This is a genomic window from Acidovorax sp. SRI_002 (assembly GCF_057586455.1).
Window position 1 is genome coordinate 733,875 of sequence record NZ_JBYCZW010000001.1, and the last position, 23,607, is coordinate 757,481.

Consider the following 23,607-nt stretch of genomic DNA (forward strand, 5'->3'; position numbering starts at 1 on the left):
AATCAGGCGAAGCTGGGCAGGCATTGCGTGAGCGCGGCAGGCCATGTGGACTGCTGGGCCCATGCGCGCATGGCTTCGATGTCGGTGGCAAGGTAGCGGTCTTGCTCCAGGTAGGCCACGCGCTCGCGGATGGCGGCGAACTGTGCTTCGACGAGCGGAGAGGATTTCAAGCTGCGGTCGAACTCCATGCCCTGCGCGGCCGCCATGGCCTCGATGCCCACCATCACGGCCGCGTTGCGCACCATGTCGCCCAGTCGGCGTGCGCCGTAGGTGGCCATGGAGACATGGTCCTCCTGGTTGGCCGATGTGGGCAGGCTGGTCACGCTGCTGGGGTTGGCCAGGCACTGGTTCTCGGCCGCCAGCGCGGCGGCGGTGACCTGCGCGATCATGAAGCCGGAGTTCACGCCACTGTCGCGGATCAGGAAGGCGGGCAGGCCCGAGAGACCCGGGTCCAGCAGCAGCGACAGGCGGCGCTCGGAGATGGCGCCGATCTCGGCCACGGCGAGCGCAATGATGTCGGCCACAAAGGCGACCGGCTCGGCGTGGAAGTTGCCGCCGGAGATCACGTCGCCGTTGTCGAACACCAGGGGGTTGTCCGACGCGGCGTTCGCCTCGATGGTGAGCACGCGCGCGGCGTGGTGCAGGTTGTCCAGGCACGCGCCCATCACCTGCGGCACGCAGCGAATGGAGTACGGGTCTTGCACGCGGCCGCAGTTGGGGTGCGATGGGTCGATGGCGCTGCCGTCGAGCAAGGCGCGCACAGCGGCAGCCACGGCAATCTGCCCGGCCTGGCCGCGCGCTTCGTGGATGCGCGCATCAAAGGGCTTGACCGAGCCCTTGATGGCTTCGAGTGACAGGCAGCCCGCGACCAGCGCTGCAGCGAACACGCTCTCCGCGCCGAACAGCCCGGCCAGCGCGAGTGAGGTGGACACCTGCGTGCCGTTGAGCAGCGCCAGCCCTTCCTTGGGGCCCAGCACAAACGGCTGCAGGCCGATGGAGCGCATGGCCTCGGCACCCGGCACCATCTTGCCATCCACCTTGGCCTGCCCTTCCCCGATCAGCACACAGGCCAGGTGGGCGAGCGGCGCCAGGTCACCCGATGCGCCGACGGAGCCCTTGGCCGGAATAACAGGAAGCACATTGGCGTTGGCCATGGCCAGCAGCGCATCCACGATCTCAGGCCGGATGCCCGAATGGCCACGCGCCAAGCTGATGGCCTTGGTCGCAAGGATGAGGCGCACCACATCGTCCGCAAGCGCATCGCCCGTGCCCACGCTGTGCGACAGCACCAGGTTGCGCTGCAACTCGGCCAGGCGCTCGTGCGCAATCTTGGTGCTGGCGAGCTTGCCAAAGCCGGTGTTGATGCCATAGACCACCTGGTCTTCGTCCACGATACGCTGCACCGTGGCCAGCGACGCCTGCATGAGGGCCCGCGCGGACGGGTCCAGCGACAATTGCACGGGCGCGGCATAGATGCTGCGCAGCGCGGCCAACGACACATGGCCGGGGAGCAGGGTCAGAGAGGAAGTGGTGGCTTTTGTCATGGCGTTGATCCTGTATATACAAGTAGGTACAAGCGAAAAAATCTGGGGCTTTTGACCAACAGCCATCAACCGGCAACGGGGTTGCCGTCGGCTCGGAAGCGGCTGCCCAAACGGTAGCGGGTGGCAGGGTGCAAACACCGCACCACGGTGATGGGCACCCCGCGCGACCAGGTGCGGCGGGTGAGCAGCAGGCAGGGCTCCTGCGGAGACATCTCCAGCAATGTGGCCTGCTCCGCGGTGGGCATGACGGCATCGACCACATGCTCGATCTGGTCGAAGGGCACGTTGCGCACCAGGTATTCGGAGGGCTGCAGTTGCGTGAAGTCCTGCGCGGCGAACTGAGGCACCTGGCGCGGGTTCACATGGCGGTCTTCGAGCTGCACAGGCAGGCCATCTTCGCGGTGGATGCACAGCGAGTGGAACACCGACTCGCCCGTGCGCAGGTCCAGCGCGGCGGCCACTTCGAGCGTTGCCGAGATGCGCTCTACCGCCAGCACGTCGCAGCGGTAGTCGTGCCCGCGCTGGCGGATCTCGCTCGCGAGGTTGGCGATCTGCAGCAGCGTGGACTGCGGCTTGTCTTCGGCCACAAAGCTACCCACGCCCGCCACGCGCACGATGCGGCCCTGCTCTACCAGCTCACGCAGCGCGCGGTTCACCGTCATGCGCGAGATACCGAACTGGGTGACCAACTCGTTCTCGGACGGCAGGCGGTCGCCCGCGCGCCAGATGCCTTCCTGGATCTTGCGCGAGATGTGGTCCTTGACCTGCTCGTACAGCGCCATGGCCTGCGCGGGCGCAGCCACGGCGGCCACGGCCTTGGCGGGCGTGGCCCTGCGCGGTGCAGTGGCTGCGGTGCGGCGGGATGGACGGGCGCTCATGGGGTGTGCGGGTTCAGGTCAGTGCAGGTCCGCCGCCATGGATTCGGCGCGAATCTCTTCGGTGAGGCGCGCCTTGAGGTCCATGAATTCGGGGCTGGTCTTGATCGTGTAGTGGCGTGGGTGCGGCAGGTCCACCGCCAGCTCGGTCTTGATGCGGCCGGGGCGGGCGCTGAACACGGCCACGCGGTTGGCCATGAAGATGGCTTCGTCGATGTCGTGGGTGACGAAGAGCACCGTCTTGCGCTCGGCCTCCCAGATGCCCAGCAGCAGCTCTTGCATGAGCACGCGGGTCTGGTTGTCCAGCGCGCCGAAGGGCTCGTCCATCAACAAAATCTTGGGGTCGTTGGCGAGCGCGCGCGCAATGGCGGTGCGCTGCTGCATGCCGCCCGACAGCTGCTTGGGAAAATGCTGCTCGAAGCCGCGCAGGCCGACCTTGGCTAGAAAATAGTCGGCGCGCTCTTTCTGCTGCGCCTCGGGCATGCCGCGCTCGCGCAGGCCAAAGCGGATGTTCTGCTCAATGGTGAGCCAGGGGAACAGCGTGTAGCTCTGGAAGACCATGCCGCGCTCGGCGCCGGGGCCTTCGACCGGTGCGCCATCCAGCAGCACGCGGCCGCTGGTGGCGTGGTCCAGCCCTGCCACGATGCGCAGCAGCGTGGACTTGCCGCAGCCCGAAGGGCCGAGGATGGTGACAAAGTCGTTGTCCCGCACTTCAAAGTCCACCGGTTGCAGCGCCTGCGTGCGCTGGCCCTTGGCAGTCTCGAAAACGCGCGAGACGGCTTGAATGGAAACAGAGCTCATCGCACAAAACTCCAGGCAAACAGCCGGTGGTTGAGGGCCTTGAAGGCGAAGTCGGACACCAGCCCGATAACGCCGATGACGATGATGCCGAAGATGATCTGGCCGGTGTTGAGCAGCGACTGGCTGTCGGTGATCATGTGGCCGATGCCGCTCGACGATCCGATCAACTCGGCCACGATCACATACGTCCAGGCCCAGCCCAGCACCAGGCGCAGGGTTTCCGCAATGTCGGGGGCAGCACCGGGGATGAGCACCCGCGTGACGATGCCCTTGTGGCCCGCACCCAGGGTGTAGGCAGCCTCCACCAGGTCGCGCCGCGCGCCGCCTACGGTCACGGCCACCATCAGCGTGATCTGGAAGACCGAGCCGATGAAGATGACGAGGATCTTCTGAGCCTCGCCAATGCCCGACCACAGGATCAGCAGCGGGATGAAGGCCGAGGCTGGCAGATAGCGGCAGAACGAAATGAAGGGCTCAAAGAACGCCTCGATGCCCTTGTAAGCACCCATGGCAATGCCCAGCGGCACGGCGATGACTGCGGCCAGGATGAAGCCGCCGAACACACGCCACACCGTCATGCCGATGTCCTTGTGAAAGCCGTACTCTGCAAACAGCAGCCAGCCCTCCTTGGCCATCGTGACGGGGCTGGCCAAAAACGTGGGCGACACATAGCCGCCCAGCGTGAAAAACGCCCACACCAGCACAAACAACACAAAAAAACCAAAGCCCAGCAACCAACGGGCGCGGGCACTCACAGGCTCCAGTGGAGCCAGTGAACGCCGCCGCACAGGGGCTTTTGGCGCGGTAACGGACAGGGGTTGCACGGCAGACATGGCGCGTTCTTCTTCCAGTTTCTTACTTGATGAAGCTCGCGTCGAAGGTGACCGCCAGGTCTTCATTCGCCTTGCGGATGATGCCGGCCTCCAGCAGGATGGCCGTGGCGTCCTTCATGAAAGCCTGCAGTTCGCCCGCAAAGAACTTCTGGTTGGCAGCCTTGTCCTGCCAGCGCAGGAAGGACGACGACTTGGCGAACTGCTCGCCCGTCTGCTTGACCGCAGCGCCCATGATCTCGTTGGACTTGGTCGGGTCGGCCTTGATCATGTCGAGCGCCTGGAAGTACGAGTTGGCGAGCGCCTGCGCGGCCTTGCCGTTGGCCTTGAGCCAGGTGGGGTCGCAGCCCACGGTGTCCATCACCATGGGGTAGTCGAGCGTGGTGGCCAAAATCTTGCCCGAGGCGGGGTTGTCGCGCACGGTGGACAGGTAGGGCTCATACGTCATGGCGGCGTCGTTCTGGCCCGCCACGAAGGCCTGCGCGGCCGCCTGGGGCGACAGCGTGGTGGTCTTCACGTCCTTGAGGCTCATGCCGTTCTTGCTCAGCATCCAGGCCAGGCCGAAGTAAGGCGCGGTGCCGGGCGCATCCACGCCGATGGTCTTGCCTTTGAGATCTGCAAAGCTCTTGATATCGCCACGCACCGCAATGCCGTCGGCGCCGTAGGACTTGTCCATCTGGAAGATCTGCACGATGGGCACGCCGTTGGCGTTCCAGGCCACATGCGTCTCGACCGTAGTGGCAGCGCACTGGATGGACTTGGAGGCCAGGGCCAGGTGGCGGTCCTTCTGCGGGATCATCTTGATCTCCACATCAAGGCCGTTCTTCTTGAAGATGCCGGCCTTGTCGGCGAGGGTGAGCGGCGCAAAGCCCGTCCAGCCGGACATGCCCAGCACAATCTTGGTGTCCTGCGCCTGGGCCGGTGCGGCCAGTGCCATCACGCATGCCGTTGCCGCTGCCAGCGACGTCCATTTCGCAACCGATCGAGTCATCATCTGCTCCTGTGTGAAGAAAGTTCGTTGGCCCACCCAGCCGGGACGCCTGCGTGCCGGTTGCCATGATGACAGCCGGAGCATACCTGTATATACAGGGTAAACGCTAGGCCCTCACCATGTGCGGAGGTAGTGCCAGGGTTAAGCAAGATCGGGGCCAGCTGATCTGGCTTGGCGGCTTGGCGGCTTGGGTCTCCATGGGCCGGGCAATTTCACTATTAAAATAATAGCTATTAGCGCTTACCCATAAAGCGCTAGCAGCCATTTCAGGCATTATTTTGACACCTACCGCAAAGCACAGGGCTGCCAGGGCGGGTTGGAGCAGCACCCGTTGCGCCATCTCGATGCAGGCCACAAGCGCACCAACCGTGTGCGCCAGATATCGGCGTGGACTGCGCCGCGCTCAGCCTGGCGCGCCAGCAGTTGCCTGTGCCGCACCGTCAGGACACGGCAAGCGCGCCGTGACTCTCAGGCCCGGTTCCGCATTGCGCACCAGCAGGGTGCCGCCGTGGGCCTGCGTGACCAGGCGGCACAGGTACAGCCCCAGCCCTACCCCCCCTGTGGTGCGCTGGCGCGCCGTGTCGGGGCGGTAGAACGCCTGGGCCAGATGCGGCAGATGCGCAGGCGGCACGCCGGGGCCGTGGTCCCGCACTTCGATCTCCACCACGCCTTCGTTCATTCGCAGTTCGATCTGCGGCGGCTGGGCTGCGGGGTCGTTGTGGCGCAGGCTGTTGTCCAGCAGATTGCGCATCAGCAGGCGCACACGGGACCGGTCGAGCATGCAGGTGGGCAAAGTGCCGGGCACAAGCAGCGTGATCGCTGTTGCCCCAGGGTGGCGCACTTCCAGTTCCGCCACCACCTCACGCGCCAGCTCGGCCAGGTCAGTGGGCTCGCGGTGCAGGGCCGCATGACGCCCGGCCAGGCGCTCGCTTTCGAGCAAGTCGGTAATGAGCCGTGCCATTTCACCCAAGTCGCGCATCAGGGCTGCGCGCTGGGCAAGCACCTCGGGCGATTCGGGCAACAGCTCGGTGTTCAGGCGCGCCCTCGTGAGCGGGCTGCGCAGCTCGTGGCTCATGGCCAGCAGCAGCGCCCGCTTGGCCTCCAGCATCTGGTGGATGTCTTCGCCCATGGTGTTGATGGTGCCCGCCAGCTGTCCCAGCTCATCGGGCCGGTGCGCGTGGCGCACCGGAATAGGTTCGCCAAAGTCGCCATTGCCAAAGCGCCGCGCACCATGCCGGATGTCGTCCAGGGGCCGCAACAGGTGGCGCACATACACAAATGCCAGCGCTGTGAGCAACAGCAACACCGTGAGCGTGCCCCAGGCGATGCGCGGGCGCTTGTCCCACGACAGCGCGTTCAGCCCGAATTCGATGTGGTGGCCATCTGCCGTGGTGCGCTGCAGTAGGCGGTAGCCGGTGTCATCGCGGCTCCAGTGGTCCTGGCGCTGGACCTTGTCGCTCATCCAGTCCGGGCGCGGCCGATCGGGGTGCGAATCCCAGTGGATCTGCGGCCCGTCGATGCGCAGCGTCACCGGAAGCCGGTCGGCTATGGCCTGTGCCCGCTCGATGCTGGGCGGGCTGCCAATCTCAGCAGTGAGGCGGTCCACATAGTCCATCAGCAGCGGACGTGCGGCCTCCTTCCAGCCCAGAGCAACCACCTTCTGCATGCCACCCATGAAGACCACGGCCACGGTCACGGCGAGTGCCATGAACACCAGCACCAGGCGGATGCGCAGCGAATACCCGACGGCATCGCGCGCACGTCGGTGCCATGGGCAGGCGGGATCGTGCCCGAGCTGTGAATCGGAGGGCTTCATGGCCAGGTCGATGCCGAAGAAGGGGCGCCAGGCGGAGCACTGGCCGCCCTGCGCAGTGCCAGCGAATAGCCCGCGTTGCGCAGCGTCTTGATGCAGTCCAGCGGCTCCAGCTTCTTACGAAGGCGGCTGACCACAATATCGACCGCGCGCGTGTACAGCTCGGCCTCATGCCCGCGCAGCTGGTTGAGGATGTCGTCGCGGCTGAACACCTTGCCAGGCTCCCGGGCCAACAGGTGCAGCAGGTCGAATTCGGTGCCCGTCAGCTCCAACGCCACCCCCTGGCGCAACACGCTGCGGCGGGCTGCATCAATGCTCAGGCCTTCAAACTCCAACGTGGCACCCGCCCCGTTCCCGGGCGCGCTGGCCCGGCGGCGGCGCAGCACGGTCTGCAGCCGAGCCACCAATTCACGCGGCTCAAAGGGCTTGGGCAGGTAGTCATCGGCTCCCAGCTCCAGCCCCACCACCCGGTCCATCACCTCGCCCCGGGCGGTCAGCATCACGATGGGCAGATCGCCCTGCTTGCGAATGGTGCGGCACAGCTCAAACCCGTCCATTTCGGGCAGCATGACATCCAGGATGGCGGCATCAAATCCGCCTGTCGCCAGCTGGGCGAGCCCGTCGCTCGGTTTGAGGGCATGGATCAACTCCAGCTCGAACCGTTGGAAGTAGGTGGCCAGTGGCGGGCCCAGCTGTGCGTCGTCGTCAATAAGCAGGATGCGGTGCATGCGCAATTCTCACACCGTCAGGCATCCGCTCCGTGGGCGGGCCCCCGAGCGCTGTCCACCACACGCAATGCGCGGTGTCGCACGATGAGTTTGCGCAGGCGGCCCTGGGCGCCGGAATGCAGCGTGTCAAAGTGGTCGGCGGCGGCCAGCAGCGCCGGCAGGGTCTGCGCTGCGGCTGCAGGCTGGCGAGCGACCAAGCCCAGCGCATGTTCGCGGTCAAAACGCGGCCCCCAGACCAGCGACATCAACTCGTCGTGGGGGTCGGGCATGCCCGCCAGCAGCGCAGGCCCATGTTTGCGCACGCCCTGTGCCAGGCGGTGGATGGGTTCCAGCGTAGGAGACATGTGAACGCCCCCTGCCATCAGCCGCGCGCCATCCAGCCCTTGCGCCTCTGCATCATCTCGCGCACTTTCTGCTGCTGGTCGGGGTTCAGGCTGTCGTAGAAATCGGCCAGTGCGCTGATGACTTCGGGGCTGTTGGCCTGCACCGCGCGGGTTTTCTCATCCAGCAAGGTCTGCGCCCGCGCGCGGTCAAACTTGGCGCCCGCCACAATCGCCTGCATTTCGGTGCGCGGGTCCGCAGTCTTGCCGATGAAAGCTGCGCGCTGGGCTTCCATCTTGTCGGCCAGCACATTGAGCTTGAGCTTTTGCGCCTCGTTCAGGTCCAGCTTGCTACTGACGCGCTCCACCACTTTGCCACGCACCTCGGTCATCTTCTCGGGGCTCATCGGGCCGCGGTGATGGTGGCTGCTGGAGCAGGCCGTCAAGCCGCCCACGGCAATGGAGGCGCCGAAGATGCCCATCAGGGTTTTCTTGATCCAGGGTTTCATGGTGCAGTCCTTTCATGGACGGTGTTGAACATGACCCTGATGGTGCCGACAGACCCCGCCAATGGGGTCTCGACGCAGTTTCGGTTTATTTCATTTTGTTTCACCCACCCTGCCAGTCCACCCACCAGCCTGCGGCCTGCAACATAGCTACGAGTGCACTTAACGGACCACGGCGGAAAGCACAACAAGGCGATTTGCCAACTCGGCAGCCTCAGTCTGCATCCGGTCGAGTGGTATGGTGCCGACGCTCCAGCCGCCATACCAGATATGGAAGGCAATCACCCCCGCGAAGCCTTGGCCCAAGCCATACGCCTCTATCGCCTCCTTGATGCCGGGGTGCAAGGTCGGAACACCGACCAGAATTTTTCCGTCGAACACCCTTGCCAGATACTGCTGGGCACCTTCCGGGCGGATGTGCAGTGTCAGCACCGACATCGCTTTGCTCCGCAACCACCCATTTGCAGGCGAAAAGTCATCAGCCCATCGCCTGCGGCTCTTGACAGTCCAGATCGGCAAACTGCAACTCCCGCTCCAGGCCGTGACTATCGCTGCGGCCCAGAGGCAGGTTGTCGGTTTGCTGGCGTTGCAAGAGCCTGTCTGCGGGCTGGCCCATCTGCAGAGAGGGAGCCTCTGGGCAAGCTTCCAGGTGGTGAGAAAGCGTGGGATCGTAGGACAACATTTTTACTCCTCAGGCCGCTCCGATGAAGGCCGGTAAAAAGATTGGCACATGCCCATGCACGAGCGCATGTCAGAGCCCAGAGAACACGGATGTGGGACAGCGCATACACGTCAAGTGCGTAAGACCAAGAGGCCGGCTTTGCAAGTGCCCTTGTCCGGAAGAGGACTACGCCGCCTTTTTCAGCAAAGGAGACTCCCCCATTTCGAGCGCATCGCCTTCACCGGCCAGCAGACCAATGCAGTCCAGTGCTGTCGGGGAATCACACGGCTGTGCATACACACGCAATGCGATGTCCTGCGCTGCCGGGGAAAAGTACAGCCAGAGGTTGTCGTTCGCCTTGTCGTAGCAAGAAAAAAGTGCCCTGCCAGAACCAGGAGGACACATCAAGAACTTCGACATGAACATCTGCTGGATTCGCAAGGCAGGCTCAAAGGCCTCATCGTCGTTGCCAAGCGCCAATTTGTACCAACTGCTCATATGCACCTTTCGTCTGGCCGTGCCAGCAATACAGATGCTTCATCGTATTTTTGGCCTGCGACTATGGCCCTTCTGGTGCAGCGCAACACTCTGTAGGACGATTTCTCCCGGTGCCTAGAGTTTTTCCAGGAATCCCCCCACCAGGGCCCTCAGTCGTAGGAAGACTCCAGATCGCAATGCGATTCCCGGTGGTGTATCTTGACGCGGGCTCCACAGGCTCGCAGGGTCGCACAACCGAGGCCAGTGACATACAGCACCTGGGCTTTCTGATGGGGTGAATCGACGGGCGGAAGCTGCACCTCCACCATTCCAGCCGCGCGCAGGATGCGCAGCTTGTCGATGTTGACGACATCCGATTCAATCAGGGGAAGCGCGTCGCGCTCCAGCGCTCTCAAGTACTCCATTGGCATGGTGGCCTCCGGCGTGAACGAGCGTGCATTGTGCGGCGTGAGCCCCTCAGGCTCAAGAATTGATACACGAAGCTACAACCTCGCGATCTAATCAGGCTGCGTCGCCCAGTGACAACCTGCGCCGCTTGGCGATACGGTCCGTAGACCCAAAACCCATCTTCACAACGCTGCGATTGCGATGCATGGAACAAGCGGCACTGCAGCCAAGAGCGGCGAACAACACCTAGCGCAGCGACCCGGGCTAGGCGTCCCTTCGCAGGCAGTACAAGCCGTACAACAAGACGGGCGGCCGCCAGGGGAGTTTTGTTCGTCGCGCTAAAACCTTCAAACCCTGCTGACACGTCGGAGGCCCGTGTAAACCGGACATATTTCACGATTTACTGACCCGCCCAACGCACACCAATCGGAACCGGACTTAGGATGCACCTACCGTCAAATCTGGCGGTTCGCCCCTCCCCTGTGCGAGTGATGCAATGATTTAGCCCGCCTCGTGCGGGCTATTTTTTTCGAACCTCGCGGCTCTCGCCGCAGGCAAACAGCCCCTGCCGACCAATCTATCGCACTCAATTGCCAATATTTCCCAGGGCATCGAAGGTCAGCACACCAACCCCTGGGAGGCAAACAAGGATCTTTCGGTGCAGCAGTTTCTGGAAAGAGTCTTGGAATGCATGGATGCAATAGCCCCCGAAGGAAACGCGGGAACAACTAGGCGCAGTCGGTGATTTTTCAGGTTTGTTCCCCCATCCGTTCCCCGGTTTAGCTGTGGCTACCAGCGAACTACGGCGCATGTCCATGCACCGTAAGTACCTGTTTTACCAATGAAAAAGGGCGTTCGCTGGAAATCAGCGAACGCCCTTGGACGTTATGGTGGTGGAGCTGGCGGGAATTGAACCCGCGTCCGCAAGCCTTCATCGGGCAGATCTACATGTTTAGCGATCTGATTTGAGTCTCGCCGCCTGTGTCGCGCAGTCGCACGCTACACAGGCCGCCAGCACCCTATTTTCTCGCTCCAACCCAAGGTACCCGGATCAGAGCCAGCCCATGTAATTATCCTTGCAGCCGGGAGGCACTGATTGCTCAGAACCCCCTTGCCCAGCCCATCGGCCAACTGTTGCAAGGCTCACTGGCAATTAAGCAGCGAGTGCGAAACGTTCGTCGTTTGCAGTTAGTTTTTTAAATCGAGATTTACGAGCGTGACTCAAGCTCGACATGCACCACACCGATTCCGAACCCACGTCGAAACCAGGACAGCCCCAGACCCTCTATTTTAGGTGCGTACAAGCAATTGCAAGAGCTCGACCGGAGATTTAATTGCAGCATGCGCGCCCCACTCCGCCGGATTGGTCTTGGCCCCCAGGTATCCGTAGGTTGCTGCGACAGTTCCCATGCCCGCAGCGAGGCCTGCAAGAATGTCGCGCTCATCGTCCCCCACATAGATGCACTGCCTCGGCTCCAGTTTCAAGCGCGACGCCGCCTCGAGCAAAGGGGCAGGATGGGGTTTTGCATGGGGAGTGGTATCTCCGCTGATCACCGCTCCTGCGGTCGCAAACAGCGGAATGGCGCGGGTCAGAGGGTCCGTAAAGCGGGTCGCCTTGTTGGTCACCACGCCCCATGCCAGATTACGGCGGAGGATCTGGGATACCAGCTCCGGCACCCCCTCAAAAATGCTGGTACGTTCTGTCATGCACGACTCATAGTTCACGAAGAACTCCTCGCGCATGGTCAAAAAGTCGGGATGGTCGGGCGGCATGCCAAATGCCTCGCCCAACATGCCACGGGCACCGGCACCTGCCATCGGACGATAGCGCTCCAGCGGCAGGGAGGGCAAACCACGGTCCGTGCGCATCTTGTCGGCAGCAGCGCCTAAATCAGGGGCACTGTCAATCAGTGTTCCATCCAGGTCAAACAGCACCGCGCGGATATTCTGAAACATTGGCTCGGCCTCAGGCTGCGCGCCGCGTGGCAAACAGGTAGTTCACACTGGTGTCGCTGCTCAACCAGTAACGTTGCGTAAGGGGGTTGTACTCCAGGCCTCGGGTGGTCTGCACGTCAAGGCCCGCACTGCGGCAGCTGGCGGCCAGTTCGCTGGGTCGAATCATCTTGGCGTATTCATGCGTTCCACGGGGCAGCATGTTCAATACATATTCAGCGCCCACAATGGCCAGCATGAAAGCCTTGGCACTTCGGTGTATGGTCGAAAAGAACACCCATCCGCCCGGCTTCACGAGCTTAGAGCAGGCTCGCACAACCGATGCAGGATCAGGCACATGCTCAAGCATTTCCATGCAGGTCACCACGTCAAAGCTGGCGGGTTGCTCTTTGGCGAGCGCCTCCACACTGACTTCCCGGTACTGGATATTGGTGGTCTGGGCCTCCAGCGCGTGCAACTGGGCCACTCGCAGTGCCTTGGAAGCCAGGTCAATACCCAACACGTCCGCGCCTTTGCGGGCCATGGAATCGGCCAAAATACCGCCGCCACAGCCAACATCCAGTACGCGCTTGCCTGACAGGCTGCACTGCGTGCTGATCCAGTCGAGCCGCAAAGGATTAATCTGGTGCAAGGGGCGAAATTCACTTTCGGGATCCCACCAGCGATGGGCCAATTCCGAAAACTTGGCCAGTTCGGCCGGATCTGCATTGACGATTTCACTCATGCGCTGATTCTCCACGACGAAAGGCAATGGACAAAAAACCCCAGACGCAAAAAAGCCCCGATAACGGGGCTTTTTTGGGAAGCAATCCGAGGATTACTTGGAAGCGCGGGTACCGACCACTTCGATTTCCACGCGACGGTTCTTCGCACGGCCTTCGGCAGTCTTGTTGTCAGCCACGGGTTGCTTTTCGCCCTTGCCTTCGGTGTAGACGCGGTTCTTTTCGATGCCCTTGGACACCAAGTAAGCCTTCACGGCTTCGGAACGACGCACCGACAGCTTCTGGTTGTAAGCATCGGAGCCCACGGAGTCGGTATGACCCACGGCAATGATCACTTCCAGGTTGATGCCCTTAACCTTGGAGACCAGGTCATCCAGCTTGGCCTTGCCTTCTGGCTTCAGCACCGACTTGTCGAAGTCGAAGAATGCGTCAGCAGCGTAGGTCACCTTGGTGGCCACAGCAGGAGCTGGAGCGGCAGGAGCTGGAGCAGCGGCAGCAGGAGCTGGGGAAGCAGCAGGAGCGGCAGCAGCAGGAGCAGGAGCGGCGATAGCGCCATCGCAGCCAGGAGCAGCCGTTGCAGGCGTCCAGTTGGCATTGCGCCAGCAGTATTCGTTGGTGCCGTTCTTCCAGACGATGCCAGAAGCGTTTCTCCAGTTGTCAACGGTTTGTGCGCCAGCGGCGGTTGCGAGCGCTGCAGAGGCAAACAACATCGCCACTTTGTTCAGTTTCTTCATGGTTCTCCTCTTGGGGAAAAAGCCGCAGCCGCGCTGCGAATCAGGACGCTTGGAGTGACCATCACCCAAAGCGTTCAAACGATTGTGCCATACGTAACAGGGCAAAAGCGGGGGCACCCGCCTGGGGGCCGTAGGACAAAACCGGAATTGCTTCGATATGTTGCGTGGTCGCTACACGGTCTTACCTCTAAAATGGTTCTCCTTCGCCGCCACCGCAGTCCCCAATGACCCAGTTTGCCAAAGAAACCCTGCCGATCAGCCTCGAAGAAGAGATGCGGCGCAGTTACCTTGATTACGCGATGAGCGTGATCGTGGGCCGGGCTCTGCCCGACGCGCGCGACGGCTTGAAGCCGGTGCACCGCCGCGTGCTTTTTGCGATGCACGAGCTCAACAACGATTGGAACCGGCCTTATAAAAAGTCGGCCCGTATCGTAGGCGACGTGATTGGTAAATACCACCCGCACGGTGATTCCGCTGTATATGACACCATCGTGCGGATGGCACAGGATTTTTCGCTGCGCCATATGCTGGTGGACGGCCAAGGAAATTTCGGATCGGTGGATGGCGATAACGCCGCAGCGATGCGGTATACCGAAATCCGCTTGGCCAAAATTGCGCATGAAATGCTGGGCGATATCGACAAGGAAACCGTCGATTTCGGCCCCAACTACGACGGCAGCGAAAAGGAACCGCTGGTATTGCCCAGCAAGCTCCCGAATCTGCTGGTCAACGGTTCGGCCGGTATTGCCGTGGGCATGGCCACCAATATCCCGCCCCACAACCTCAACGAAGTGGTCGATGGCTGCCTGCACATGCTGCGCAACCCCGATGCCACGGTTGATGAGCTGATGGAGATCATTCCCGCGCCCGACTTCCCCACGGCCGGCATCATCTACGGCATCAACGGCGTCAAAGACGGTTACCGCACGGGGCGCGGGCGTGTGATCATGCGCGCCAAGTGCCACTTTGAGGACATCGACCGGGGCCAGCGCCAGGCCATCATCGTCGATGAACTGCCCTACCAGGTCAACAAAAAGACACTGCAGGAGCGCATGGCCGAGCTGGTGCACGAGAAGAAGATCGAAGGCATCAGCCACATCCAGGACGAGTCTGACAAGTCGGGCATGCGCCTGGTGATCGAGCTCAAGCGCGGCGAAGTCCCCGAGGTGGTGCTCAACAACCTGTACAAGCAGACGCAGCTGCAGGACACGTTCGGCATGAACATGGTGGCGTTGATCGACGGCCAGCCCCGCCTGTGCAACCTGCGCGACCTGATCAGCGTCTTTTTGCAGCACCGCCGTGAAGTGGTCACCCGCCGCACGGTGTTTGAGCTGCGCAAGGCGCGCGACCGTGGCCACGTGCTCGAAGGCCTGGCCGTGGCGCTGGCCAACATCGACGACTTCATTGCCATCATCCGCAACGCCCCCACCCCGCCGGTGGCCAAGGCCGAGCTGATGGCCCGCCCGTGGGACAGCAAGCTGGTGCGCGAGATGCTCACCCGCACGCGTGCCGACGGTGGCGTGATCAATGCTGACGACTATCGCCCCGACGGCCTCGAAAAAGAATTCGGCATGGGACAGGACGGCCTGTACCGCCTGTCGGAAACGCAGGCCCAGGAAATCCTGCAGATGCGCCTGCAGCGCTTGACCGGCCTGGAGCAAGACAAGATCGTGGCCGAGTACAAGGAGGTCATGGCGGTCATCGAAGACCTGCTGGACATCCTGGCCAAGCCCGAGCGCGTGTCGGTCATCATCGGCGACGAACTCACCTCCATCAAGACCGAGTTTGGTCAGCACAAGCTGGGGGCTCGCCGCAGCATCGTCGAGTACAGCGCGCAGGACCTCTCCACCGAGGACCTGATCACCCCCACCGACATGGTGGTGACGCTCAGCCACACCGGCTACATCAAAAGCCAGCCACTGTCCGAGTACCGCGCCCAGAAGCGCGGCGGGCGCGGCAAGCAGGCCACAGCCACCAAGGAAGACGACTGGATCGACCAGCTCTTCATCGCCAACACGCACGACTACATCCTGTGCTTCTCCAACCGCGGCCGCCTGTACTGGCTCAAGGTCTGGGAAGTGCCCGCTGGCTCGCGCGGCTCGCGCGGCCGCCCCATCGTGAACATGTTCCCGCTGCAAGACGGCGAAAAAATCAACGTCGTGTTGCCACTGACCGGCGACATGCGCACTTTCCCGGCCGACCGCTATGTGTTCATGGGCACCAGCATGGGTACCGTGAAGAAAACGGCGCTGGATGAATTCAGCAACCCGCGCAAGGGCGGCATCATCGCCGTCAACCTGGATGACGGCGACTACCTGATCGGCGCAGCCCTCACCGATGGCAAACACGACGTGATGCTGTTCAGTGATGGCGGCAAGGCCGTGCGTTTCGACGAAAACGACGTGCGCCCACTGGGCCGTGCGGCACGTGGCGTACGCGGCATGATGCTGGAAGACGGCCAGAGCGTGATCGCCATGCTGGTCGCCGAGGACGAAACCCAGAGCGTGCTCACCGCCACCGAAAACGGCTATGGCAAGCGCACCAGCATCACCGAATACACCCGCCACGGCCGGGGCACCAAGGGCATGATCGCCATCCAGCAAAGCGAGCGCAATGGCAAGGTGGTGGCCGCCACGCTGGTGCATGCTGACGACGAGATCATGCTGATCACCGACAAGGGCGTGCTGGTGCGCACCCGCGTCTCCGAGATCCGCGAACTGGGCCGCGCCACGCAGGGTGTCACGCTGATCGCATTGGACGAAGGCTCCAAGCTCAGCGGGCTGCAACGTATTGTTGAAAACGATGCCAATGTGGCTGAGGGCGAAATCGAAGGCAACGCCAACGACGGAAACCCGCCAGCCGCCGAAACCCCGGAACCACCAGACGCCTGAGTCAGACCAGCGGGTGCTGCCCCGACGGCGCAGCACCCACTGCGCTATTAAAACTGAAGCTGCTAGCGCTTATCTGATAAGCGCTAGCAGCCATTTTGACCAAAAAAATGAAACGCCCATACAACTTCTCGGCCGGCCCGGCCGCCATACCCACCGAAGTCCTGGAGCAGGCCGCCGCCGAGATGCTGGACTGGCATGGCAGTGGCATGGGCGTGATGGAAATGAGTCATCGGGGCAAAGAGTTCCTGTCCATCTACGAACAGGCGGAAGCCGATCTGCGCGAGCTTCTGGCCGTGCCAGCCAACTTCAAGATCCTGTTCATGCAAGGCGGTGGCCTGGCCGAGAACGCGATCGTCCCGCTCAATCTCTCACGGGCCGGTGTGGTTGATTTTGTGGTGACTGGCAGCTGGAGCCAAAAGTCGCAGAAGGAAGCGCGCAAATACGCATCCGAAGTGAACATCGTGGCCTCCTCCGAAGACACCGGCTTCACCACCGTGCCCGACCCGGCCTCCTGGACGGTGAGCCGGGGTGCGAGCTATTTGCACATCTGCAGCAACGAAACCATCAATGGCACCGAGTTCCACGAGCTGCCCGACCTGAAGGCCCTGGGCAGCGATGCACCACTGATCATTGACTTCTCTTCCCATGTCGCATCGCGGCCGGTGGACTGGTCACGTGTCGGACTGGCCTTTGGCGGTGCGCAGAAGAACCTCGGGCCTGCAGGCCTCACGCTGGTGATCGTGCGCGAGGACCTGCTGGGCCACGCCCTGCCCGCCTGCCCCAGCGCGTTTGACTACCGCGTGGTGGCAGAAAACCAATCCATGTTCAACACCCCCCCCACCTGGGGCATCTACGTTGCAGGCCTGACCTTCCAGTGGCTCAAGCGCCAGACCGAAGGGGCCTTGAGCGGAGTGGCAGCCATGGAGCACCGCAACATGGCCAAGGCGGATCTTCTCTACAAAGCCATCGACAGCTCGCAGTTGTATGTAAACAAGGTGGCTGCCAACTGCCGCTCGCGCATGAACATCCCGTTCTTCCTGCGCGACGAAAGCCGCAACGAAGCCTTCCTGGTCGGCGCCAAGGAGCGCGGCCTGCTGCAGCTCAAGGGCCACAAGTCCGTGGGCGGCATGCGCGCCAGCATCTACAACGCCATGCCCCTGGCGGGCGTGCAGGCGCTGGTGGACTACATGCGAGAATTTGAACAAAAACACGCCTGAGCGGACTACGGCCCTCCCACGTTCTCGCGACAGCGCACCGAAATTTCCCCATCCATGAACACTCCGCAAGCCTCACCCGACCTCGCCAGCCTGCGCGTGCAGATCGACAGCATCGACCAGCAACTGCTCACGCTGCTGAACCAGAGGGCGCTGGTGGCCGAACAGGTGGGTGAAGTCAAGAAGCGCGAAGGCACGCCCTTTTTCCGACCCGACCGTGTAGCCCAGGTCATTGACAAGATCACCCATGCCAACCCTGGGCCTCTCAAGGGTGCGCACGTCGCTGCCATCTGGCGCGAGATCATGTCCGCCTGCCTGGCGCTTGAATCGCCCCAGCGTGTGGCCGTGCTGGGCCCCGAGGGCACGTTCTGCGAGCAGGCAGCGATCGAGTTCTTTGGCGGCGCAGCCGACCTGATGTACTGCGCCAACTTCGACGAAGTGTTCCACGCCACAGCCGCTGGCAGCGCGCAGTACGGCGTCGTGGGCGTGGAGAACTCTACCGAAGGCGTGGTCACCCGCTCGCTCGACCTCTTCCTGCACACCCCCACCCACGTGGTGGGCGAAGTCAGCCTGCTCGTGCGCCACAACCTGCTGCGCACCAGCAACTCACTGGATGGCATTGAGGTGGTGCTGGCCCATCCGCAAGCGCTTGCACAATGCCAGGCTTGGCTGTCCAAGCACCTGCCGCATGCCGAGCGCCGCCCGGTGTCCAGCAATGCCGAAGGCGCACGCCTGGCCACCACCAACCCTGCCTGGGCGGCCCTCTCCAGCGAACGTGCAGCCACTCAGTTCGGCTTGCACATCGTCTCCCACGCCATTCAGGACGACGCCTACAACCGCACCCGCTTCGCCATCATCTGCCTGCCGCACACGCTGCAGACGCCACCGCCCTCGGGCAAGGACTGCACCAGCCTTGTGGTGTCGGTACCCAACCGCCCTGGCGCCGTGCACGACCTGCTGGTGCCACTCAAGACGCACGGTGTGTCCATGACGCGCTTCGAATCGCGCCCCGCCCGCACCGGCCAGTGGGAGTATTACTTCTACATCGATCTCGACGGCCATCCTGCCCAGCCCCATGTGGCCAGGGCGCTGGAAGAACTGCGCAGCCTGTGCGCGTTCTACAAGGTCCTGGGCACCTACCCTGTCTCGTCATAAGGAGCCGTCGCCATGTTCGAACAACTGGGACTGATCGGCTGCGGGCTCATGGGAGGCTCATTCGCCCTGGCCATGAAGAAGGCCGGCCTGGTCAAACGCGTGGTGGGTTACAGCAAATCACCCTCCACCACCGACCGCGCCCGTCAGCTGGGTGTGATCGATGTCGAGGCGCCGTCCGCCTTGCTGGCCGTTGCTGGCGCTGACATTGTGCTGGTGGCCGTGCCCGTGGCCGCCACCGAAGCCACGCTCAAGGCCATCAAGCACCTGGTCACCCCCCAGATGCTGATCATGGACGTGGGCTCCACCAAGGCCGATGTGGTGCAGGCCGCACGCCGCGCCTTGCGCGACCAGGTGGGCTCGTTTGTGCCTGCACATCCCATCACCGGGCGCGAAGTGTCGGGCGTGGAACACGCCGAGGCCGATCTCTACAGCGGGCGCCAGGTGATCCTGACGCCCACCGAACGCACCTTCACCGCGCAGCTGCAAAAAGCCCAGGACATCTGGACAGCACTGGGCAGCCGTGTGACCAGCATGTCGCCCGAGTCGCACGATGCGGCGTTTGCAGCTGTCAGTCACCTGCCCCATGTGCTCGCCTTTGCGATGATGAACAGCATCACGGGCCAGGACACCGGGGACGACTTCCTGTCGCTGGCGGGCCCGGGGTTCCGGGACTTCACGCGCATCGCGGCCAGTGATCCCAAGGTGTGGCGCGACATCCTGCTGTCCAACCGCGACGAGCTGATAGCCCAGTCCAAACTGTTCCAGCAGGCACTGCACACCATCGAGCAGGCCATGCAAAAGGGCGATGCCCAGGCGCTGGAAGACATGCTGACGCTGGCCAGCGAGACCCGGGCGCATTGGCGCATGGGTGCGAAGAGAAAGTAACCCCCTGAGTCGCCTGCGGCGCCTTCCCCCGAGGGGGACGCACCCAGTGGCCTGGCAAAGCCAGTTCCACGGGTGCACTGGGATGGGCCTGCGCCAGTAATGACGGGCGCTTGGACCAATGGACGAAAGATACCGATGTACAGCACCGCATTTATTGACCTGCCCCCCCTGCAAGCCGCTGCAGGTGAAGTCCACCTGCCGGGCTCCAAGAGCATCTCCAACCGGGTGCTGCTGCTGGCGGCGCTGAGCAATGGCACCACCACCGTGCACGACCTGCTGGCGTCCGACGACACCCGCGTCATGCTCGATGGGCTGCGCCAGATTGGCTGCACCGTGGATGAGGCGGGCAGCACCGTGCACATCACGGGCCTGGGCGGCCGCGCACCTCAGTCGCCGGCCAAGCTCTTCATGGGCAATGCTGGCACTGCCATGCGCCCGCTGACGGCCGCACTGGCTTTGCTGGGCGGTGAATTCGAGCTGTCGGGCGTCCCGCGCATGCACGAGCGCCCTATTGGCGACCTGGTGGATGCGCTGCGCCAGCTGGGATGCCAGATCGACTACCTGGGGAACGACGGCTACCCGCCGCTGCGCATCGCCCACGCCAATGGCGTCCCTGCGCTGGCACTGGCAGAGCCCATCCGCGTGCGCGGCGATGTGTCCAGCCAGTTCCTGACCGCCCTGCTCATGGCATTGCCACTGGCGGCTGGCACCCAGAACATCGTGATCGATGTGGTGGGGGAATTGATCTCCAAGCCCTACATCGCCATCACCCTCCAGCTTCTGGCGCGCTTCGGCATCGTGGTCGAGCACCAGAACTGGCAGCGGTTCACGATTGCGGCGGGCAGCCGCTACCAGTCGCCCGGCACCATCCACGTCGAGGCCGACGCATCATCTGCTAGCTATTTCATAGCACTTGGCGCAATCACATCAAGCGCTAGCGGCCAAAACGGCATCAAAATTCAAGGCGTGGGCCTCGATTCGATCCAGGGCGACATCCGCTTTGTCGATGCCGCCCGCGCCATGGGTGCCGTGGTCACCGGTGGCCCCAACTGGCTGCACATCCAGCGGGGTGAACCGGGCCAGGGCTGGCCGCTCAAGGCCATTGACCTGGACTGCAACCACATCCCCGATGCCGCCATGACGCTGGCCGTGATGGCGCTGTATGCCGAGGGCACCACCACGCTGCGCAACATCGCCAGCTGGCGCGTGAAGGAAACCGACCGCATCGCCGCCATGGCCAACGAACTGCGCAAGCTCGGCGCCACGGTGGAAGAAGGGGCGGACTTCATCCGCGTCACGCCACCTGCCCAAGTCCAAGACTGGAAAGCGGCCAGCATCCACACCTACGACGACCACCGCGTGGCGATGTGCTTCTCGCTGGCGGCGTTCAACCCAGCGGGCCTGCCCGTGCGCATTGAAGACCCCAAATGCGTGGCGAAGACCTTCCCGGATTACTTTGAAGCCCTGTTCTCGGTGGCAAGCACTGCCACTGGCCACATCCCGGTGATCTGCATCGACGGCCCCACCGCCTCGGGCAAGGGCACCGTGGCGGCTGCGGTCGCGCAGCGCCTGGGCTACCGGTTCCTGGACTCTGGGGCGATGTACCGCATCACGGCCCTCGCCGCCCTGCGCGCTGGCCTGGCCATCAGCCCCGAGCACGAGGCCCGCATTGCCGCCTTGGCGCAGACGCTGCCCGTGCGTTTCGAAGGGGGCCGGGTGTGGCTGGGCAGCGACGATGTAACGGAAGCCATCCGCACCGAAGAGGCCGGCATGAACGCATCCCGCGTCTCTGCCCTGCCCGCCGTGCGGGGGGCGCTCGTGGATCTGCAACACAGCTTCCAGCGTCTGCCGGGGCTGGTGGCCGACGGCCGGGACATGGGCACGGTGATCTTCCCCGAGGCCCCTTTGAAGGTCTATTTGACGGCCAGCGCTGCCTGCCGCGCCGAGCGCCGTTATAAACAGTTGATTTCAAAGGGTTTTTCGGCTAGTATCGCAGACCTCCGCGCAGATCTGGAAGCGCGCGACGCCCGGGACAGCACCCGCAGCGTTGCACCTCTCAAGCCCGCGCAGGACGCTCTGGTCCTGGACAACTCCGATTTGACGATTGAACAAGCCGTTGAAAAGGTGCTGGCCTGGTGGCAAGAGCGTCAACCTTTCGCAGGGTCTGCGCAGGGTTGAAACGTGTGGCGCCTTTTTTAGAACGGGCTCCACAGGCAATGCTGAAAGGCCTTGCCACAGGCCCACGCAACTCCTCTCGCGCGCCAGCGCACAGGTTGTGTGGATCGATAACCTAACCCGCGGTTCTACCGCAAAAAACCACCGCAAGCAGCTATAAAAACAGTAGCAATGGTGCTACTGGAATCCTGTTTGTGGCAAGGAAACACATGTCCGAATCTTTTGCCGCCCTTTTTGAAGAATCTTTGCAGCGCACGGAAATGCGCCCAGGCGAAGTCATCACCGCTGAAGTCGTGCGCGTTGAGCACAACTTCGTGGTCGTGAACGCTGGCCTCAAGTCCGAAGCCTACGTGCCGCTGGAAGAGTTCAAGAACGACAAGGGCGAAGTCGAAGTCCAAGTGGGTGACTTCGTGTCGGTGGCCATTGGCTCCATCGAAAACGGCTACGGCGACACCATCCTGTCGCGCGACACCGCCAAACGTCTGGCTTCGTGGATGAGCCTGGAAAAGGCCCTGGAATCCGGCGAATTCGTCACTGGCACGACCAGCGGCAAGGTCAAGGGCGGTCTGACCGTTCTGGTCAACGGCATCCGCGCATTCCTGCCCGGTTCGCTGATCGATACCCGTCCGATCAAGGATCTGACGCCGTACGAAAACAAGACCATGGAATTCAAGGTCATCAAGCTGGACCGCAAGCGCAACAACGTGGTGCTGAGCCGCCGCGCTGTGGTGGAAGCCTCCATGGGCGAAGAGCGCGCCAAGCTGATGGAAACCCTGAAGGAAGGCTCCATCGTTCAAGGCGTGGTCAAGAACATCACCGAATACGGTGCGTTCGTGGACCTGGGCGGCATCGACGGCCTGCTGCACATCACCGACATGGCATGGCGCCGCGTGCGTCACCCTTCCGAAGTGGTGACAGCTGGCCAGGAAATCACGGCCAAGATCCTGAAGTTCGATACCGAAAAGAACCGCGTGTCCCTGGGTCTGAAGCAAATGGGCGACGACCCATGGATGGGCGTGAACCGCCGCTACCCCCAAGGCACCCGCCTGTTCGGCAAGATCACGAACATTGCCGACTACGGCGCGTTCGTCGAACTCGAACCCGGCATCGAAGGCCTGGTGCACGTGTCTGAAATGGACTGGACCAACAAGAACATCGCTCCCGCCAAGCTGGTTTCGCTGGGCGACGAAGTCGAAGTCATGGTCCTCGAAATCGACGAAGACAAGCGCCGTATCAGCCTGGGCATGAAGCAGTGCAAGGCCAACCCATGGCAAGAATTCGCACAGGACACGAAGCGCGGCGACCGCGTGAAGGGTCCTATCAAGTCGATCACCGACTTCGGCGTGTTCGTGGGCCTGGCTGCCGGCATCGACGGCCTGGTTCACCTGTCTGACCTGTCGTGGAATGAAGCTGGCGAAGCCGCAGTTCGTAACTACAAGAAGGGCCAGGAAGTGGAAGCCATCGTGCTGGCCGTGGACGTGGACCGCGAACGCATCTCGCTGGGCATCAAGCAGCTCGACGGCGACCCATTCACGACCTTCGTGACGGTGAACGACAAGGGCCAGACGGTGACCGGCAAGGTCAAGACCGTGGACGCCCGTGGCGCTGAAATCGACCTCGGCGAAGACATCGTGGGTTACCTGCGCGCTTCGGAAATCTCCCGCGACCGCGTGGAAGATGCCCGCAACGTGCTCAAGGAAGGCGACGAAGTCACGGCCGTGGTGGTCAATGTGGATCGCAAGACCCGCAACATCCAGCTGTCGATCAAGCAAAAGGACATGGCTGACGAACAAGGCGCCATGGCCAACCTGAGCCAACAGTCCAGCCGCGAAAGCGCCGGCACGACCAGCCTGGGCGCCCTGCTGCGCGCCAAGCTGGACAACTCGGAAAAGTAAAGCGCTGACCCGTTGAGGAGCCTCAGCGC

At 62.8% G+C, this 23,607-nt stretch carries 22 protein-coding genes and 1 other RNA gene; 6 read left to right on the top strand and 17 right to left on the bottom strand.

Annotated features, from left to right (window positions below):
• Nucleotides 1-2: 2 nt before the first annotated feature.
• From hutH to ompA, 17 genes are all read right to left on the bottom strand, one after another.
• Nucleotides 3-1,544, bottom strand: coding sequence for a histidine ammonia-lyase (hutH, locus tag AC2YJX_RS03255; protein WP_487255259.1), 1,542 nt, complete (start codon nucleotides 1,542-1,544; stop codon nucleotides 3-5).
• Nucleotides 1,545-1,609: 65 nt separating this feature from the next.
• Nucleotides 1,610-2,422, bottom strand: coding sequence for a histidine utilization transcriptional repressor HutC (gene hutC, locus AC2YJX_RS03260; RefSeq protein ID WP_487255260.1), 813 nt, complete (start codon nucleotides 2,420-2,422; stop codon nucleotides 1,610-1,612).
• Nucleotides 2,423-2,440: 18 nt separating this feature from the next.
• Entirely contained in the window at nucleotides 2,441-3,220 is a 780-nt protein-coding gene (locus tag AC2YJX_RS03265; protein WP_228898274.1) for an ABC transporter ATP-binding protein, read from the bottom strand.
• Complete coding sequence (locus tag AC2YJX_RS03270) at nucleotides 3,217-4,053, bottom strand: ABC transporter permease (protein WP_487255261.1); 837 nt, start codon at nucleotides 4,051-4,053, stop codon at nucleotides 3,217-3,219. The genes AC2YJX_RS03265 and AC2YJX_RS03270 overlap by 4 nt, the downstream gene beginning before the upstream one ends.
• A 22-nt stretch (nucleotides 4,054-4,075) precedes the next feature.
• Nucleotides 4,076-5,041 (bottom strand): ABC transporter substrate-binding protein, encoded by a 966-nt coding sequence (locus tag AC2YJX_RS03275; RefSeq protein WP_121422772.1) that lies wholly within the window; start codon nucleotides 5,039-5,041, stop codon nucleotides 4,076-4,078.
• 403 nt (nucleotides 5,042-5,444) lie between these two features.
• Nucleotides 5,445-6,857 carry a HAMP domain-containing sensor histidine kinase gene (locus tag AC2YJX_RS03280; protein WP_487255262.1) on the bottom strand — a complete coding sequence of 471 codons (1,413 nt, stop codon included), beginning with the start codon at nucleotides 6,855-6,857 and terminating at the stop codon, nucleotides 5,445-5,447.
• Nucleotides 6,854-7,582 carry a response regulator transcription factor gene (locus AC2YJX_RS03285; RefSeq protein ID WP_487255263.1) on the bottom strand — a complete coding sequence of 243 codons (729 nt, stop codon included), beginning with the start codon at nucleotides 7,580-7,582 and terminating at the stop codon, nucleotides 6,854-6,856. The genes AC2YJX_RS03280 and AC2YJX_RS03285 overlap by 4 nt, the downstream gene beginning before the upstream one ends.
• A gap of 17 nt (nucleotides 7,583-7,599) precedes the next feature.
• Nucleotides 7,600-7,926, bottom strand: coding sequence for a hypothetical protein (locus tag AC2YJX_RS03290; RefSeq protein ID WP_055394234.1), 327 nt, complete (start codon nucleotides 7,924-7,926; stop codon nucleotides 7,600-7,602).
• A gap of 17 nt (nucleotides 7,927-7,943) precedes the next feature.
• A complete protein-coding gene (locus AC2YJX_RS03295; protein WP_055394104.1) occupies nucleotides 7,944-8,411 on the bottom strand; it encodes a Spy/CpxP family protein refolding chaperone in 468 nt (155 codons plus the stop codon).
• Nucleotides 8,412-8,570: 159 nt separating this feature from the next.
• Nucleotides 8,571-8,846, bottom strand: coding sequence for a hypothetical protein (locus tag AC2YJX_RS03300; protein WP_055394106.1), 276 nt, complete (start codon nucleotides 8,844-8,846; stop codon nucleotides 8,571-8,573).
• A 40-nt stretch (nucleotides 8,847-8,886) separates the two neighbouring features.
• Nucleotides 8,887-9,087, bottom strand: a complete 201-nt coding sequence (locus AC2YJX_RS03305; RefSeq protein ID WP_218299918.1) for a hypothetical protein — start codon at nucleotides 9,085-9,087, stop codon at nucleotides 8,887-8,889.
• Between the two features lie 168 nt (nucleotides 9,088-9,255).
• Nucleotides 9,256-9,567: a hypothetical protein gene (locus tag AC2YJX_RS03310; RefSeq protein WP_487255264.1), complete on the bottom strand. Its 312-nt coding sequence runs from the start codon at nucleotides 9,565-9,567 to the stop codon at nucleotides 9,256-9,258.
• Nucleotides 9,568-9,716: 149 nt separating this feature from the next.
• Nucleotides 9,717-9,977 (bottom strand): hypothetical protein, encoded by a 261-nt coding sequence (locus tag AC2YJX_RS03315; RefSeq protein WP_121420406.1) that lies wholly within the window; start codon nucleotides 9,975-9,977, stop codon nucleotides 9,717-9,719.
• 868 nt (nucleotides 9,978-10,845) lie between these two features.
• Nucleotides 10,846-11,232: a transfer-messenger RNA gene (gene ssrA / locus AC2YJX_RS03320) on the bottom strand.
• A gap of 12 nt (nucleotides 11,233-11,244) precedes the next feature.
• Entirely contained in the window at nucleotides 11,245-11,910 is a 666-nt protein-coding gene (locus AC2YJX_RS03325) for an HAD-IA family hydrolase (protein ID WP_487255265.1), read from the bottom strand.
• Nucleotides 11,911-11,920: 10 nt separating this feature from the next.
• Nucleotides 11,921-12,631 carry a bifunctional 2-polyprenyl-6-hydroxyphenol methylase/3-demethylubiquinol 3-O-methyltransferase UbiG gene (gene ubiG / locus AC2YJX_RS03330; protein WP_487255418.1) on the bottom strand — a complete coding sequence of 237 codons (711 nt, stop codon included), beginning with the start codon at nucleotides 12,629-12,631 and terminating at the stop codon, nucleotides 11,921-11,923.
• 93 nt (nucleotides 12,632-12,724) lie between these two features.
• Nucleotides 12,725-13,363, bottom strand: coding sequence for an outer membrane protein OmpA (gene ompA / locus AC2YJX_RS03335; protein ID WP_487255266.1), 639 nt, complete (start codon nucleotides 13,361-13,363; stop codon nucleotides 12,725-12,727).
• Nucleotides 13,364-13,587: 224 nt separating this feature from the next.
• On the opposite strand from ompA, the gene gyrA reads away from it, so the two are divergent.
• From gyrA to rpsA, 6 genes are all read left to right on the top strand, one after another.
• Nucleotides 13,588-16,254 (top strand): DNA gyrase subunit A, encoded by a 2,667-nt coding sequence (gene gyrA, locus AC2YJX_RS03340; protein ID WP_228898030.1) that lies wholly within the window; start codon nucleotides 13,588-13,590, stop codon nucleotides 16,252-16,254.
• A 107-nt stretch (nucleotides 16,255-16,361) separates the two neighbouring features.
• Nucleotides 16,362-17,471, top strand: coding sequence for a 3-phosphoserine/phosphohydroxythreonine transaminase (gene serC, locus AC2YJX_RS03345; protein WP_487255267.1), 1,110 nt, complete (start codon nucleotides 16,362-16,364; stop codon nucleotides 17,469-17,471).
• Between the two features lie 54 nt (nucleotides 17,472-17,525).
• Nucleotides 17,526-18,623 (top strand): prephenate dehydratase, encoded by a 1,098-nt coding sequence (gene pheA / locus AC2YJX_RS03350; protein WP_218300002.1) that lies wholly within the window; start codon nucleotides 17,526-17,528, stop codon nucleotides 18,621-18,623.
• A 12-nt stretch (nucleotides 18,624-18,635) separates the two neighbouring features.
• Nucleotides 18,636-19,508 carry a prephenate dehydrogenase gene (locus AC2YJX_RS03355; RefSeq protein WP_055402512.1) on the top strand — a complete coding sequence of 291 codons (873 nt, stop codon included), beginning with the start codon at nucleotides 18,636-18,638 and terminating at the stop codon, nucleotides 19,506-19,508.
• Between the two features lie 135 nt (nucleotides 19,509-19,643).
• Entirely contained in the window at nucleotides 19,644-21,686 is a 2,043-nt protein-coding gene (locus AC2YJX_RS03360; RefSeq protein WP_487255268.1) for a bifunctional 3-phosphoshikimate 1-carboxyvinyltransferase/cytidylate kinase, read from the top strand.
• A 191-nt stretch (nucleotides 21,687-21,877) separates the two neighbouring features.
• Complete coding sequence (gene rpsA, locus AC2YJX_RS03365) at nucleotides 21,878-23,578, top strand: 30S ribosomal protein S1 (RefSeq protein WP_304439398.1); 1,701 nt, start codon at nucleotides 21,878-21,880, stop codon at nucleotides 23,576-23,578.
• The last annotated feature ends 29 nt before the right edge of the window (nucleotides 23,579-23,607 follow it).

Coding starts and splice junctions, on each gene's coding strand:
- AC2YJX_RS03325 (WP_487255265.1), bottom strand. CDS start 11,910: ATGTTTCAGAATATCCGCGCGGTGCTGTTTGACCTGGATGGAACACTG.
- hutH (WP_487255259.1), bottom strand. CDS start 1,544: ATGACAAAAGCCACCACTTCCTCTCTGACCCTGCTCCCCGGCCATGTG.
- gyrA (WP_228898030.1), top strand. CDS start 13,588: ATGACCCAGTTTGCCAAAGAAACCCTGCCGATCAGCCTCGAAGAAGAG.
- AC2YJX_RS03315 (WP_121420406.1), bottom strand. CDS start 9,977: ATGCCAATGGAGTACTTGAGAGCGCTGGAGCGCGACGCGCTTCCCCTG.
- AC2YJX_RS03280 (WP_487255262.1), bottom strand. CDS start 6,857: ATGAAGCCCTCCGATTCACAGCTCGGGCACGATCCCGCCTGCCCATGG.
- AC2YJX_RS03360 (WP_487255268.1), top strand. CDS start 19,644: ATGTACAGCACCGCATTTATTGACCTGCCCCCCCTGCAAGCCGCTGCA.
- AC2YJX_RS03300 (WP_055394106.1), bottom strand. CDS start 8,846: ATGTCGGTGCTGACACTGCACATCCGCCCGGAAGGTGCCCAGCAGTAT.
- AC2YJX_RS03285 (WP_487255263.1), bottom strand. CDS start 7,582: ATGCACCGCATCCTGCTTATTGACGACGACGCACAGCTGGGCCCGCCA.
- AC2YJX_RS03295 (WP_055394104.1), bottom strand. CDS start 8,411: ATGAAACCCTGGATCAAGAAAACCCTGATGGGCATCTTCGGCGCCTCC.
- pheA (WP_218300002.1), top strand. CDS start 17,526: ATGAACACTCCGCAAGCCTCACCCGACCTCGCCAGCCTGCGCGTGCAG.
- serC (WP_487255267.1), top strand. CDS start 16,362: ATGAAACGCCCATACAACTTCTCGGCCGGCCCGGCCGCCATACCCACC.
- AC2YJX_RS03310 (WP_487255264.1), bottom strand. CDS start 9,567: ATGAGCAGTTGGTACAAATTGGCGCTTGGCAACGACGATGAGGCCTTT.
- AC2YJX_RS03265 (WP_228898274.1), bottom strand. CDS start 3,220: ATGAGCTCTGTTTCCATTCAAGCCGTCTCGCGCGTTTTCGAGACTGCC.
- AC2YJX_RS03275 (WP_121422772.1), bottom strand. CDS start 5,041: ATGACTCGATCGGTTGCGAAATGGACGTCGCTGGCAGCGGCAACGGCA.
- hutC (WP_487255260.1), bottom strand. CDS start 2,422: ATGAGCGCCCGTCCATCCCGCCGCACCGCAGCCACTGCACCGCGCAGG.
- ompA (WP_487255266.1), bottom strand. CDS start 13,363: ATGAAGAAACTGAACAAAGTGGCGATGTTGTTTGCCTCTGCAGCGCTC.
- AC2YJX_RS03355 (WP_055402512.1), top strand. CDS start 18,636: ATGTTCGAACAACTGGGACTGATCGGCTGCGGGCTCATGGGAGGCTCA.
- AC2YJX_RS03270 (WP_487255261.1), bottom strand. CDS start 4,053: ATGTCTGCCGTGCAACCCCTGTCCGTTACCGCGCCAAAAGCCCCTGTG.
- AC2YJX_RS03290 (WP_055394234.1), bottom strand. CDS start 7,926: ATGTCTCCTACGCTGGAACCCATCCACCGCCTGGCACAGGGCGTGCGC.
- ubiG (WP_487255418.1), bottom strand. CDS start 12,631: ATGAGTGAAATCGTCAATGCAGATCCGGCCGAACTGGCCAAGTTTTCG.